Annotated in this window: 9 protein-coding genes; 5 read left to right on the forward strand and 4 right to left on the reverse strand. The window is 44.7% G+C overall.

Going from position 1 to position 15,795, the window contains the following annotated elements:
* Positions 1–209 precede the first annotated feature (209 nt).
* The gene (gene tyrS, locus R7041_RS07820; RefSeq protein WP_017820416.1) at positions 210–1,397 is read right to left on the reverse strand and encodes a tyrosine--tRNA ligase; all 1,188 of its coding nucleotides are present in this window, start codon (positions 1,395–1,397) and stop codon (positions 210–212) included.
* Positions 1,398–1,527: 130 nt separating this feature from the next.
* Here tyrS and R7041_RS07825 point away from each other — a divergent pair, with 130 nt between their 5' ends.
* Positions 1,528–2,820: a peptidoglycan DD-metalloendopeptidase family protein gene (locus R7041_RS07825; RefSeq protein ID WP_005386530.1), complete on the forward strand. Its 1,293-nt coding sequence runs from the start codon at positions 1,528–1,530 to the stop codon at positions 2,818–2,820.
* A gap of 64 nt (positions 2,821–2,884) precedes the next feature.
* Here R7041_RS07825 and vmeK read toward each other — a convergent pair whose 3' ends face one another.
* From vmeK to erpA, 3 genes are all read right to left on the reverse strand, one after another.
* Positions 2,885–5,989, reverse strand: a complete 3,105-nt coding sequence (vmeK, locus tag R7041_RS07830; RefSeq protein WP_206949403.1) for a multidrug efflux RND transporter permease subunit VmeK — start codon at positions 5,987–5,989, stop codon at positions 2,885–2,887.
* Between the two features lie 12 nt (positions 5,990–6,001).
* Positions 6,002–7,114 (reverse strand): efflux RND transporter periplasmic adaptor subunit, encoded by a 1,113-nt coding sequence (locus R7041_RS07835; RefSeq protein ID WP_258512279.1) that lies wholly within the window; start codon positions 7,112–7,114, stop codon positions 6,002–6,004.
* Positions 7,115–7,219: 105 nt separating this feature from the next.
* Positions 7,220–7,561, reverse strand: coding sequence for an iron-sulfur cluster insertion protein ErpA (erpA, locus tag R7041_RS07840; RefSeq protein ID WP_005380031.1), 342 nt, complete (start codon positions 7,559–7,561; stop codon positions 7,220–7,222).
* Between the two features lie 246 nt (positions 7,562–7,807).
* Here erpA and hemL point away from each other — a divergent pair, with 246 nt between their 5' ends.
* From hemL to R7041_RS07860, 4 genes are all read left to right on the forward strand, one after another.
* Positions 7,808–9,103, forward strand: a complete 1,296-nt coding sequence (hemL, locus tag R7041_RS07845) for a glutamate-1-semialdehyde 2,1-aminomutase (protein ID WP_206949405.1) — start codon at positions 7,808–7,810, stop codon at positions 9,101–9,103.
* 345 nt (positions 9,104–9,448) lie between these two features.
* Positions 9,449–10,534, forward strand: a complete 1,086-nt coding sequence (locus R7041_RS07850; protein ID WP_005386541.1) for an AI-2E family transporter — start codon at positions 9,449–9,451, stop codon at positions 10,532–10,534.
* Between the two features lie 76 nt (positions 10,535–10,610).
* On the forward strand, positions 10,611–11,636 hold the full coding sequence (gene rsmC, locus R7041_RS07855) for a 16S rRNA (guanine(1207)-N(2))-methyltransferase RsmC (protein WP_033905578.1): 1,026 nt from the start codon (positions 10,611–10,613) through the stop codon (positions 11,634–11,636).
* Between the two features lie 226 nt (positions 11,637–11,862).
* Positions 11,863–15,249 (forward strand): response regulator, encoded by a 3,387-nt coding sequence (locus tag R7041_RS07860; protein ID WP_054579089.1) that lies wholly within the window; start codon positions 11,863–11,865, stop codon positions 15,247–15,249.
* The last annotated feature ends 546 nt before the right edge of the window (positions 15,250–15,795 follow it).

Here is a 15,795-nt window from a genome sequence, read left to right on the forward strand (position 1 = left end):
GGGTTATTTCGCTCCCTTAATCTTACTCACCCAACGACTGGGAGGATGGTCGGTATTGTTCATGTAAATCTCCGATAGCGCTGCCATTATTGGCAGCGCAAGTATAGTAGCAAAGTTCATCAGGTATGGAAGTTTTACTTTGCCGTTTTTGCTAAATTTTCATACAAAAAAAGCGCCCTTCGGACGCTTTCATTTGCAGTCATTATGGATTACTGAATAGTAATACGAGCAAATTTACGTTTACCTACTTGGAACACGTAAGTACCCGCTTCTGGAGCAAATTTGCTGTCCGCAATTTTTTCACCATCAATCTTCACAGCGCCCTGCTTAACCATGCGCATCGCATCTGACGATGATGGACATAAACCTGCTTCTTTCAACAGATTACTCACTGGGCGACCTGCGTCAAAGTCAAACTCTGGCATTTCATCAGGAATTTGGTTCTTCGCAAAACGGTTTACGAATTCTTGCTCTGCTGCATCGGCATCGGCTTCACTGTGGAAACGAGCAATAATTTCTTTTGCTAGCAATACTTTGATGTCACGAGGGTTTTTGCCCGCTTCTACATCAGCTTTGAATTGAGCAATCTCTTCCAGAGGACGGAAAGAGAGCAGCTCGTAGTAGCTCCACATTAGGTCATCAGAAATAGACATGATTTTACCAAACATTTCGCTTGGCGCTTCGCTGATACCGATGTAGTTGTTTGCTGACTTAGACATCTTCTTCTCGCCATCAAGGCCCACTAGAAGCGGCATCATCAGTACAACCTGAGGTTTTTGACCGTGAGACTTTTGCAGTTCACGACCCATTAGAAGGTTGAACTTCTGGTCTGTACCACCTAATTCAACATCCGTTTCCATTGCTACTGAGTCCCAGCCTTGTAGAAGTGGGTACATGAACTCATGAATAGCAATTGGCTGACCACCCGCGTAACGCTTTTTAAAGTCGTCACGCTCTAGCATACGAGCAACGGTTTGGTTTGCCGCAAGGCGAATCATACCTTCTGCGCCCAGTTCAGACAGCCACTCAGAGTTAAACTGAATTTTAGTCTTTGCAGGATCGAGAATTTTGAACACTTGCTCTTTGTACGTTTCAGCGTTACGCAATACGTCTTCGCGACTTAGCGGTGGACGAGTTGTGTTTTTACCTGTTGGGTCACCAACCATTGCAGTGAAGTCACCGATTAGGAACGTCACTTCATGACCTAGTTCTTGGAACAAGCGAAGCTTATTGAAAATAACCGTATGGCCTAGGTGAATGTCAGGTGCTGTTGGATCAGCGCCCAATTTAATACGTAGAGGACGGTCTTCTTTTAGTTTTGCGATTAGCTCTTCTTCTGGAATCAGCTCTTCAACACCGCGCTTAATCTCGGCTAGTGCAGCTTCAATGCTCGCCATTCTTGTTCACTCCCACAGATTTGGCAAAAATATAATAGCTGAACATATTACTTGAATAGCGATGCATTTTGAAACACGTTAGACTAGGTAGTTGTCACTTTTTCCGTTTAATTTAGCAATCAAGTACCTCATGCATTCGATTTTTGTCCGACTTCCACTCTTGCACAAAGTATTGATCGGTTTTTTTAGTGCGCTGATTATCTTCGCGCTCTTCTTTTTACCTGATCCGCAAGACCTAGACCCGCAGCAGAGCCGATTAAAAGTTGGTCAACATTATCCTGTGCCAGTTTCCCTCGAACTCAGTGCACTAAATAGTTCATCGCCTGCGGTTCCCGCCGTGCTGCGCTGGGAGACATACAAGGTAAAAAATGGCGAGAGTGCTGCCATCTTATTTAGTCGCGTAGGGCTTTCTGCTCGTCTATTACATGAACTGGTGTCATCAGACAAAGAAGTGGAAAAACAGTTAACTCGGCTTCGACCTGGTGACCGATTGCAATTTGGTTTTGACGAAAATAACGACTTGGTGCAGCTAAGAAGAACACTAAGCGCGTTCGAGACTTTTCGTATCACATTAAAAGACGGCAAGTACGTTTCTGAAGTTGATAAGAAAGAAGTCGACTTCCAGTACAACTACGCAGAAGCCACCATCAAATCAAACTTTTGGAATGCAGGAATATCTTCTGGATTAAATGGTAACCAAATCATGGAACTGGCTGGCATATTTGGTTGGGACATCGACTTTGCTTTAGATATTCGTAAAAACGATAGCTTCCGAGTACTTTACCAAGAGGAAGTGGTAGAAGGAGAAGTAATCGGCCGTGGAAAAATCATTGCTGCGATCTTTAAAAACCAAGGCGATACCTTTACCGCAATATTGGATCAGAAAAGTGGCAAGTATTACGACGAAAATGGGCGTGCAATGAAAAAAGCATTCTTACGCGCGCCGTTGGATTTCCGTCGAGTTTCGTCTAACTTCAACCCACGCCGCTTACATCCAGTGACGGGACGCGTTCGTCCTCATAGAGGCACGGACTATGCAGCACCAGTGGGCACCCCGATTTGGGCGGCTGGTGATGGTGTCGTTCAAAAATCGTCTTACAACAAATTTAATGGTAACTACGTTTTCATTAAACATAGTAATACTTACATTACCAAGTACCTGCACTTAACCAAACGTACTGTACGAGCTGGTCAACGCGTTAAGCAAGGCCAAACCATCGGTACGCTTGGCGGAACTGGCCGTGTAACTGGCCCTCACCTGCACTATGAGTTCCTTGTGAATGGTGTCCATAAAAACCCGCGCACGGTGAATTTGCCACAATCTAAATCCCTGACAGGCAAAGCGAGACAAACTTTCATGGCAAACGCGAAAATTAGCATGGACAAGCTTGAACGCTACAGCAAACTGCTAGCAATGAAGTAAGCCAGGTATTGAAAAGGGCAGCGAAGCTGCCCTTTTTGTTTTGTCGATATCATCACGATAAAGCTTACTGTTCGGAGTGATGCTCTCTCCCGAGCATAAGCAAACACGGTGTCAGAACTAACGTTAGCAAAGTCGCAAACGCCAAACCACCCGCGACAGCGGTCGCAAGCTGAGACCACCATTGAGTGCTTGGTGCGCCAAACTCCACTTTCCGATTAACTAAGTCGATGTTCATTTCTAACACCATTGGCAATAAGCCTAATATGGTGGTCACCGTCGTAAGTAAAACGGGTCTTAAACGCTGCACACCCGTACGTAAAATAGCCTCAGATTTTTCTAAACCACGTTTACGCATCTGATTATAAGTATCGATTAAAACAATATTGTTGTTTACCACGATACCAGCCAACGCAATCACTCCAATTCCCGACATAATGATGCCAAATGGCTTTTGGAAAATAAGTAATCCAGCGAAGACACCAACGGTAGAAAACAGCACTGCACTAAGGATTAAGAAAGCTTGATAAAAGCTATTAAACTGCGTAATTAAAATCAAAGCCATCACACCAAGCGCGACAATAAAAGCATTTTGCAAGAATGCTGATGAGTTTTCCTGCTCTTCATTTTGACCCCGAATCTTATATTCAATACCTTCCGGTAAGTCGAGCTGTTCCATTCCAGCGGCAATCTTAGGTAACTCAAGCGCCAAATTGTAACCTTCCACCATATCCGCTTTAATATTGATAACTCGATGACCGTCGACCCGACGAATAGTGTCTTGCTTATGATCTGGTTTGATTTGAGCAAAATTCGTAATCGGTACCAGACCAGCTGCCGTTTTCACTCTCAGTTGATCAAATCGACCTATGTCGCGCTTATCTTGCGGATAGCGCACCAAAATATCGACTTCTTCATCCGCATCATCGGGCAAATAATCGCCTATTTTCAAGCCATTCGTAACAAACTGGACGGTATTCCCGACTAAGGTAGCATCCGCAGCAAAGCGAGAAGCGTCATCTCGCTGGATATCAATTTGCCAATCAATCCCTTCCTTATTAGTGGTATCACTCAAGTTGGTCAGTGCAGGATTACCATCAGCCCAATGTCGTACTTTTTTGGCTGCTTCATCTAACGCACTAACACTCAAATTTCGTGATGACACTTCAATCACGAGATCATGCTCGACAGGCGGTCCTGCGTCCGGGAATTTATACTCAAGTTCAACACCATAAAAGCGGTCTGTCGTCTCTTTTAGTTCCTCAATAATGGTTTTCACTTTGCGTCGATACTGCCAATCCACAGGCGTTATTTGAATCTGGCCAATCTCGTCCCCATTATCGCTCGATCCTGTGCGCGTGTAGACACTTTCAAACTCGTCATGACCGAGCATCACCTTCTCGATTTCGCGCATAACAACATCTTTTTCGTGAATAGACAAGTCACCATAAGAACGAACTTTAACGGTAAAAAAGGCAGGGTCCACTTCAGGGAAAAACTCTGCACCCAAGCCAGCTTTGTTGTAAGTGAAGCCGACACCTGCCGCTAGCAGTATCGCGCTGAGTAAGACTTTCCATGGATGACGAATCGCTACCGACAGAGTCTGGTAATAAAGCTTGGTAATGCCTGTCGCTTTTTCAAAGTTGCCGTTATGCAGCTCCACCATTTCTCGCTGAGCTTTCTGATTGACTACTTGAGGCTTGCCAATGATCCCACCGATGACAGGAACGAACAATAAAGCCATCATCAGCGAAGCGGCCAAGGTAGCAATTAAAGTAAGTGGTAAGTACTTCATGAACTCACCAGTGATGTCTGGCCAGAAAAGTAACGGAGCAAACGCAGCCAATGTGGTTGCTGTGGATGCGGTAATCGGCCAGGCCATTCGCTTTGCTGCATCTCGATAGGCTTCTTTACGTGGCGTTCCTTCTTGCATGCGCCGATCTGCAAACTCTGTCACCACAATGGCACCATCCACCAACATGCCTACCGCCATAATTAAAGCAAACAGTACGACGATATTGACCGTCAGCCCAAATACCGATAACACCAACAACCCAGTCAAGAACGATCCTGGAATAGAAATCCCCACGAGAAGCGCGGTCCTAACCCCCAATATGGCAATAATGACGATAACTACGAGGATAATTGCGGATAAGATATTGTTTTGTAGATCACTGAGCATCAATTTGACATCGTCGGATTGATCCCAAGTATATTTAACTTGCAAATTGTCGGGCCACTCGGCGCGCTTCTGTCCCAGAGCCAGTACTTCTTTTACCAGCTCAACCGTTTCAATGATGTTTTCCCCTGCCCGTTTTTTTACGTCCAAAACGATGGCAGATTCGCCATCTAAACGAGCAAAACTTTCAGGATCGCGAAATGCACGTCGTACTGTCGCCACATCGCCAAAAGTGATCACCTCTTTGCCATTCACCTTGATCGGTAGTTCAAGCACATCTTTCAGTGAATCAAAAACCGATGGGACTTTTACCGAAAAGCGTCCATACCCAGTATCGACAAACCCCGCAGCCACAACTCGGTTATTCAAGGCAATTAAATTATAGATGTCCGCTTGATCGAGACCGTAGCTTTCCATCAATAGCGGATCGACAACTATCTCCACGATGTCTTCGCGATCTCCTGCGATTTCAACCTCAAGAACCTGACGGAAACTTTCCAAACGATCACGTAACGTTCTGGCAATCTGAACAATGGTTCGCTCTGGTACGGTGCCATAGAGCACAACGGTCAAAACAGGCTCTTCAGATGCAAACGTGACTTCGTTTACCGTCGGCTCATCACTGTCCTCTGGTAACTTTGGCTTCGCAAGATCAACCGCATCACGCACATCTGCCATCGCTTTATCAAGATCCACTCCGACACTAAATTCCAGCGTCACCGAAGCATGACCTTCTGATGCCACAGAGGTCATCTCTTTTACGCCTTCAATTGAACGCAGCTCTTGCTCTATTGGACGAACCAATAAACGCTCGGCATCGACAGGAGAAATGCCTTGATGCCCAACAGAAACGTAGATAATAGGAATGGTAATATCAGGGCTCGATTCCTTGGGGATTGTGACGTAAGTAATGACACCTGCAATTAATATCATCACCAACAATGTCAGCATAGTGCGAGCGCGAGATAACGCAGCATCAATCAGAGTGTACATAGGTGCTCCTTACTACTCATTAGCCGCTTCAATAACTACGTCATCAACTTTATTGGCCAGTACTTGATCACCATCTCGCACAAAACCTTGTCCCAGCACGATAATGTCTACACGCTCTCCTAACCCAGAGAGCCACACACCATCATCCTCGGCCTTAACGAGTTGAATTGGAACAAACTCAACATGCTCATTACGCAGTGTCTTGACACCTAAGTTACCTTCTTCATCGAGTGCTAACATGGCAGCCGTAATCTTTACTGCCAACACTTCACTCAAAGGTAGCTGTACTTCTGCGCTCATACCAGCAGGAATTCTTGCGTCTTGATTATCAATTTCGATTTCAATTGGAAATGTATTAGTAGAAGCAGAAGAAACACGTCCAATGTAGCGCACACTACCTTGATGATGCTGTTGGTTAATGGTTCTTACGTCGGCTTCTAGGCCTTCCTTAAGGTATTGTATATGCCGTTCACTGACATCGGCTTCAATCACTAAAGTATCCAAATCAATGACCGTCGCAATAGGATCGCCAATCCCGACAAAATCACCTAACTCAACAAAGTGGTGATCTACGATGCCATCAAATGGCGCTTTAACCTCAGTATTTCTTAAAGCCGTTTGCACGTTACTCAAATTCGCACGTGCATCTACCAACGCTGCTTGCGCTGTCGCAAACGCAACCTCACCTTGCAGTCCTCGACTTTTTAGCGATTTAGCTGCATTAAACTCTTTTTCTTTAACCAACAGCATCGCCTGGGCCCGTTTAAGTTGAATGCCAAGGTCGCGCTTATCGATGTTTGCGATCACTTGTCCCTGTTTGACCGCTTGGCCTTTCTTTATGTTAAGACTGACTATTTTACCGGCAACTTCGGCGCCAAGACGCGCTTGACGATTGGGCGCTGTTCGTCCATACAATTCAATGGTTTTACTGGTAGGTTCGGCAAGAAAAGTATCAAACATCACCTTTGCAAGTGGTGTCGTGTTCGTGGATGTTGAAGAGTTAGGATGATCATCTTGTGCTTTGAGTTGGCCGATGGTTAGCCACGCAACAAGAAGTAAGACGAGGATAAGAGATACTAGCCAAGGGCGCTCGACAATTCGGCGTCCAAAAGAAAGTCCAGACATATAAAGTCCTTTTTATTATTTCTCTGCATATCTGCGAGCGTGTGCTTTACGTGACATCCTTCTACATAAAGCACAGGCAGCCATTAGCTGCCTGTTAGGTGTTAATTACACACTGAACGATGCACCACAACCACATGTTGTCGTTGCATTTGGATTATTTACGAAGAAGCGCGCTCCTTCCAACCCTTCTGTGTAGTCAACAATACCGCCAACGAGATATTGCAGACTCATAGGGTCTACAACCAGTGTTACACCACTGTTTACGATTGTCGTATCGCCTTCGTTTACATTTTCATCAAAAGTAAAGCCGTATTGGAAGCCGCTGCAGCCGCCGCCAGTAATGTATACGCGCAGTTTCAATGCTGGGTTTTCTTCTTCAGCAATCAATGCTTTAACGCGAGATGCTGCTGCGTCAGAAAAAGATAATGGTACGTTTACTTCGCTCACGAAGACCTCTCTCACTCGTGTAATGCGTCAAGCCTGAAGCAAGACGTCAAATTTGTGCTAATTGAGACGATTATCCAATACCTGACAAACTCGTTCAAGTATTCGCCGCCGATTCTTTATAACAGATGCGGATATATAAGATTACACTGCGAAACAACACATAAATTAAGCAAAACGTTTCTAACTTGATTATAGCTAGGTACAATGCGCTCCACTTGGTCCGAGCAATCAAAAGAGGATAACCCCATGACCAAATCATCAGAGCTGTATCAAAAAGCTCAGCAAACCATCCCTGGCGGTGTCAATTCACCAGTTCGTGCATTCAACGGCGTTGGCGGCTCTCCGCTATTTATCGAACGAGCAGACGGTCCACTGATTTTTGATGCCGATGGTAAAGCGTATATTGATTACGTTGGCTCTTGGGGTCCAATGATTCTTGGCCACAACCACGCGGTTATCCGCGAAGCAGTAATTGATGCAGCGCAACGCGGTCTTAGCTTCGGTGCGCCAACAGAACTTGAAATCGCGATGGCAGAATTAGTTTCTGAGCTTGTTCCATCAATGGAGCAAATCCGCATGGTAAGTTCTGGTACTGAAGCTACGATGAGCGCGATTCGCCTTGCACGTGGCTTCACCGGTCGCGACAAGATCATGAAATTTGAAGGTTGTTACCACGGCCACGCTGACAGCTTGCTAGTAAAAGCAGGTTCTGGTGCACTAACTCTAGGTCAACCAAGCTCTCCTGGCGTTCCTGCAGATTTTGCTAAGCACACGCTAACAGCAACATTCAACGACCTAGATTCTGTACGCGAGCTATTTGCTGCTAACAAAGGCGAAATTGCTTGTATCATCGTTGAGCCAGTAGCAGGCAACATGAACTGTATTCCACCAGTGGAAGGCTTCCACGAAGGGCTACGTGAAATCTGTGATCAAGAAGGCGCGCTACTAATTTTTGATGAAGTAATGACAGGCTTCCGTGTTGCTCTAGGCGGCGCGCAAGCACACTACAACATCAAACCCGACCTAACGACACTGGGTAAAGTGATTGGTGGCGGTATGCCAGTAGGTGCTTTCGGTGGCCGTAAAGAAGTGATGCAATACGTTGCACCTACAGGCCCTGTTTACCAAGCTGGTACCCTTTCCGGTAACCCTGTCGCAATGGCAGCAGGCTACGCATGTTTGAACCTTCTAAAAGAACAAGGCAACGAAAAGCGCCTAGCTTCTAAAACGAAACAACTTGCTGAAGGTTTTAAGTCTCTAGCAGAAAAACACGGTATTCCGCTAGTTGTTAACCAAGTGGGCGGTATGTTCGGCTTCTTCTTCACTGACCAAGAAAAAGTAACTTGCTACGAAGACGTAACGAACTGCGATGTAGAACGCTTCAAGCGTTTCTTCCACTTAATGCTAAAACACGGTGTCTACCTTGCGCCATCTGCGTTTGAAGCGAGCTTTACTTCACTCGCTCATGGTTCAAAAGAGATTGATGCCACACTAGAAGCTGCTGACCGCTGTTTTGCTGTTCTTGCAGAAGAAGCGAAATAATCGCTAAAAACGGCGATAACGCATTTAGAAAAGGACCGTAACGGTCCTTTTTTATTGCCAATTCAAAATAACCAATATCGCTAATACCCCAACGACAATGCCAAACCACGGTATTCGCTTAGCTTTTTTCTCGGTTTGACACTTTTTATCACCGTTGCAACAACCCATAGCTCATCTCTTGATTGATAACCGACTGATTTGTAGTCATTATAGCAAGGTACATCGCCCTGCTCTAATTCGGCATTGTCATAAGCTTGAAAGAGTTAAGAGTGCAAAGTAATAAAGGTTACACGCCATCATTGAAGGCATAAACCGTAAACGTCACCTGTAAGTTGGACTAATACCATGCCAAATAATGTAAAAATAACGTCGAGTCACCGAGTACTAATGGTTGCTTTACTCGCCGCTGCTTTTGCTTGCTACTTATTGGTTGAGCCATATATCAATTCCATTGTGATGGCTTTTATCATTTCTTTGCTCATGTTTCCGATACACGAATGGTTTGAGCAGAAAATTCCCAAGCACCCCAATATGGCGGCACTGCTGTCATGTGTCGTCTTGACGTTTATTATTGTTATCCCGCTTTTATTTGTGTTTGCCGCCATTGTTCAGCAAGGCTCTGTTTTCTCACAAAATACATATAATTGGGTTACCAATGGTGGTATCCAAGATATATTCCAACATCCTTTCGTTATCAAAGGCTTAGCGATTGTTAATGAGTACTTACCTTTTGATAAAATCGAGCCCAAAGCCATCGCTGAGAAAATTGGGCAATTTGCCACATCGTTTGGCTCTAACTTAGTTGCTATCAGCGCAAAGATTTTAGGAGACGCAACCAACTTCCTAATGAACTTCTTCCTAATGCTGTTTGTGCTGTTTTTTCTGCTTCGTGACCACGACAAAATTATCTCTGCGATTCGTCATATCCTGCCACTCTCACGTAGCCAAGAAGACCGCATATTGACAGAGATAGAGCAAGTTTCTAAATCAGCCGTAATGGGCTCATTCATGACAGCGATTGCTCAAGGTCTGGCTGGCGGTATCGGTATGTGGCTCGCCGGCTTCCCTGGGTTATTTTGGGGAACAATGATGGGCTTTGCATCATTCATTCCAGTGGTAGGAACCGCACTAATCTGGATTCCTGCAGCAGCGTACTTGTTCTTAACAGGCGATATGACTTGGGCTATCTTCTTGACGGTGTGGAGTGTAGTTGTCGTTGGCTCTATAGATAACCTATTGCGTCCGTTGCTAATGCAAGGCAGCGCCGGCATGAATACCCTTATGATTTTCTTCTCATTACTGGGTGGTCTGCATCTGTTTGGTTTGATTGGTCTTATCTACGGCCCACTTATTTTTGCCGTGACCATGGTACTGTTTAATATCTACGAGGAAGAATTCAAAGACTTCCTTAACCAACAAGACAACAGCTAGTCACCGCTTAATCACTTCAAGCTTGGGGCAGATTGTGCGAAAATCTGCCCCAAATTATTTCTGATGAACCAAATTTATGTCTGCTTATATCGCTCCTAGCCAAATAGCTCAGCGCCAACTTGAATACTTCAACGGAAAACACGTTTTAGTCGCTGGTGAAGTTGAAGACCTATTTCCTCTTGAGTTAGTGGCTCATTGTGAGTCTGTTGAAGTGTTTACTTCCAACTATAGCTACTACCGCCAAATTCAAACCTCTGACAAAGTGAAAAGTCATTTTGGCTCTGTGTTTGATGTTGAAACAAAAGCAGACATGGTCCTTTTATACTGGCCAAAAGCAAAAGCCGAAGCAGAATACTTGCTGGCGATGTTGATGGCGAAACTGGGCATTAACACCGAAATCGTCATCGTTGGTGAAAACCGCTCCGGCATCAAGAGCATCGAGAAGATGTTCCAAGAATACGGCCCTGTGAACAAGTACGACTCTGCTCGTCGCTGCTCATTTTACTGGGGTAATTGCCTCAATGAACCAAAACCTTTCAACCAAGCAGATTGGTTTAAGTCTTACACTGTTACACTCGGTGAGCAGTCGCTAGCGGTTAAGAGCCTACCTGGCGTATTCAGCCATGGCGAGTTCGACTTAGGTAGCCGATTGCTGCTTGAAGCCTTACCTAAGCTGTCGGGCAAAGTGCTCGACTTTGGTTGTGGTGCAGGTGTACTCGGTGCGTTTATGGCGAAAGCGAATCCAGAGATCGCGATTGAGATGTGTGACATTAATGCTTATGCGATCACTTCTAGCCAAGCCACATTAGAAGCGAATGGTTTATCCGGACGCGTATTTGCATCAGATATATACTCGGATACCGCAAAAGACTACCGCTTTATCGTCAGCAACCCGCCATTCCACAGTGGTCTAGACACAAATTACAACGCAGCGGAAACCTTGTTGGGTCAGGCACCACAATATTTAACCAAAGACGGCGAAATGGTGATTGTCGCGAATAGTTTCTTAAAATACCCACCAATTATCGAGCGGGCGTTTAATAATTGCGAGACGCTAAATAAGACCAATAAATTTTCTATCTACTACGCGAAAAAATCATAACTTCCCCCCGCGCGGGCACAAACCTGCGCGATTTTTTCTCATAAATTCAACACTCATAAGAAAAACTGCGTCACCCTGCACGCTTTACAACTAACTTTCTTGTCAAAGAAAAAAAACTCGTTAATTTTGTTAATTCTATCTAGTTGAACATCTTATCCGTTTTTAACGAGAACCTCGGCAGCGAAGTATGTTTTAGAACTGCCCATTATGAGTTGTAATCTTATCCATGTTTAAATTCTACAAAAAACAGAAATTTAAGCGCCTTCAGAGTACACTGATGACCGCATTTCTGGTGCTCAGTATCACACCTCTTACCATTACTGCGATCTTTTTCTTGCAGTCCCACAGTAAAGATCTGCAAGAACAAAGCACCTCGCACTTACTGTCTGTTCGAGATACAAAACAGCAGCAAATCATCGACTACTTTGAGGCACGAGAAACCGAAGTCATGGGCTTTGTGCGCTCAGAGTTGGCTTACGCCAGTGGTGGCCGATTCTACGGTCTCGTCAATGCTTTTAGTCGTTTAGGCAATGATATTGAAGAGTCTCGTAAAAACGCCCAACAGCGCTACATCGAGGGCAGCGGAGACCAAATCAAAACCTCAACGTTACCCGAGTCATCCAACTATGTAGGAAGTGAACGTTACCGGCTTTTACATAAACGCTATCATTGGGCCTACTTAGAGCTCCTCAAGCGCTCTGATTTTAATGACATTTTGCTGGTCGACATCAATGGTAACGTCACCTACTCGATCAACAAAGACGATAACTACGGAACGAACTTGTTATCAGGCCCCTACAAAGACTCGGCACTTGGCAAAACTTTCAAGCGTCTCGCCGATGATGTGACTGAACGTCGAAAAGTAAACGAAGACTACACTCCTGTGATTGTGTCTGACTTCGAGCTGGAAGGGGGGAAATCAGTCGCTTGGCTAGGTGCACCAATTGTTCAGCAAGGTTATCTACACAGCTATGCCATGTTCCGCTTGCCAAATAATGGCATCACTAAGTTAGCCGCAGACGCCAACCGAGAGTCATCAATTAACACCTTGCTGGTTGGAAATGATCACCAACCTCGCACAATTAACACGAAACAAGACGATATTAAGAACAGTTTAGAAGTGATCGATAAAGCACTCTCTGGTGCATTTGGTGTCGGCACTTACACAAACGGTTTAGGTGAAGAGATCATCGCGGCTTATGCACCGATTGAAACTCGTGGTGTGATTTGGGCGCTCGTCGTACAGTTACCAGAAAACGAAGCTTTCGCTCGTATCCATCAACTCGAAAAACTATTCGTTATCGCTATGTTGATCGCCATTATCCTTGTGGTGATCGCTTCTCACTATTTATCAAACTTTATCACTTCTCCGTTGCTGAAATTGACTTGGGTTGCCGAAAAGGTCTCTGCAGGTGATCTTGATGACACGTCTTTTAATACTGTTCGTAAAGATGAAATTGGTCGGCTTGCGTTAAGCTTTGAACGAATGCAACGCTCTATTCGAGAGAAGATTCAAACCATTAAGAAGCAAAATGAAGAACTAGAAAGCAACATACAGATCATTCAAAAACAGAATGAAGAACTGCAATTGGCCGATAAATTAAAAGATGAATTCTTAGCCACGACTTCTCATGAACTTCGTACACCGTTACACGGCATGGTCGGGATTGCTGAAACCTTAGCGTCCGGCGCCAATGGCGCGATCCCCGCTAGCCAGAAATATCAGCTTGATATCATCATTAAAAGTGGTCAGCGTCTCGCTAATCTAGTCGATGACTTGTTGGATTATCATAAAATGCGTTATGGAAGCATGGATATCCAGAAATCAGCAGTGAGTTTGGGCAGTGCAACACGATTGGTTTTAGAGCTTTCTAGCCATTTACTTGGAAGTAAAACCATCCGCATCATCAACCAAGTCCCAGCGGATTTAAAAGCAGTGTCAGCTGACCCGCAACGCCTTGAACAAGTGCTATATAACCTGATTGGCAATGCGATTAAATACACCTCAGAAGGTAAAATTGTTATCTCCGCTAATGTGGTAGATGATCATGTACGCGTACAAGTCGTGGATACTGGACAAGGAATTCCCGCAGAACAACTTGAGCATATTTTTGAACCACTTATCCAAGCAGGGCAAGACGCGAGCCGTTATCGTCAAGGTGCAGGGCTTGGGCTCTCCATTAGCCGGCAATTGATCGAATTAATGGGAGGCTCGTTATACGTCAGTAGCCAACCAATGGTCGGAACTACCTTCAGTTTCACTTTACCGCTCGCCAGTGAAGAAGAAATCCAAGCAACCCAGACTCTAGCTGCGCACGGGCACTTCCAAATTCCTGAAGTTAATGTAGAGAACCGCGAAGACTTATCACTTCCAGAGAACCCAGACGGCCCGTTACTGTATGTTGCTGACGATGAACCAGTAAACTTACGCGTGCTTGAAAGCTTTTTACGTTTAGAGGGCTATCGTGTGCGTACCGTCTCCGATGGGCCAGAAACGTTAGCGCTCGTCGAGCAAGAGAAGCCGGAACTTCTGTTATTGGATATCATGATGCCAGGCATGAGCGGCTACCAAGTTTGTAGTGAACTACGTGAAACCTATGATCATGCCGAGTTGCCAATCATTATGCTCACCGCACTCAGTCAAACAGAAGATCGTGTAAGAGGTTTTGAAGCAGGAGCCAACGACTATTTATCGAAACCATTTAATAAACAAGAGTTGGCGGCACGTATCCAAGCGCATTTAACGGCAAGTAAAGCAGAAATGCGCCATATGGAAAACAAAGTGCTAGAGTCTGAACTTAGACAGCGAGCAGTCGTTGAAGCAAGCTTACTTGAGACTCAAGGTCGTCTGTTGGAACAGCTAGAATCGGCTCCTGAAGCTATCATCTGTCTACGTGAAGACAAGCGTATTCGCTTTGCTAACGAAGCTGCTTGTAAGCTATTCAAGCGCAGCTTAGAACAGCTAAAGCGCTCATCTGCTGATGAGCTGATTGCCCCTAAATATCTAACCGTCAAACAACCTCATTACTGTGGCAAGATTGATATCTATATTGAAGATATTCGTCAGAACATCGAAGCAGACATTCTTAAGCTCCCTGAAGGTTCAGGGTTAGATATCATGTACATCTTTAATGTCGGCGGTGGAGCCAGTGCCGCTCGCATACATAATCTAGAAACCGCCGTAGAAGTGCTTTCAAGTTATGCATTTGATGGTGACAAAGACCAATTACAAAAGCTAAAAGAGCTTGGCGGAGAATTTACGCGCCTTGCAGACAAAGCGCTCGGTAATAAAAAAGACAAGCAAGAACTTATGCGAGAAGTTCTAGTAGACGCAATGACACATGCTTTAGAGTATTGGGAATCTGTAACGGGTGAAAGTAAGTTCGCATTTGCAGAGCAAAGTGGCTTGTGGCGCGTTTATCTAGACCGTAGTACTTTGCAAACACGCACTTTAGATAAATACATGCGTATAGAAACATTACCCAAAACACCACGTTGGAGAACGGTGCTAAGCTCGATAGAGTTCATTCTCGAACACTGCAAAGAACAGAGCCCCGAGAGAGCATACATAGAAGCACAACGAGATAAACTACAGCGACTATTGACCAGCTAATATTTATCAAAAAACTAGCCCAGCGTGCATGCTGGGCTTTTTTGTTATTCGAGTATTCCCTTCCTAGAGATAAAAGAGACCGCCTCTTCCTACCCCGTTAACATATTTCCAATAACGAACATTTGGTTAGACAACGCTATCTATTGTTGGTCTTCAAAACGTACGACCTTATCCATTTAACTTGTCTTAACTAGGTAAGTTCGAGCAACCGAAAAACTTCATTCATACAATAAAAAAAGGACAACAAACGGAAGAAAACTGTCGATAAAAAAGGCCATTTTTCAGATAACAAGCGGATTTTGACGAACTATTGATAGAGATTGCGAACTTAATCACAACAGAACGGCAGATTAATTTTTAGCTGATTAATTAACACCATTTCTGCATGTGAGCGAGATCTCCGAACCTAGAAACCAAGCAAGAAACGTATATTTAAAAAGGACCAACAGGTTAGTAATCACCAACATTCATTATTAACAAGGATATAAACTGCGACGCATATCAACGTTTATTTTTTGGCCCAATGCTGGTTAAAATTAGCCAAAA

It is taken from the genome of Vibrio sp. 1751 (genome assembly GCF_033339895.1).
GTDB classification, from domain to species: domain Bacteria; phylum Pseudomonadota; class Gammaproteobacteria; order Enterobacterales; family Vibrionaceae; genus Vibrio; species Vibrio alginolyticus.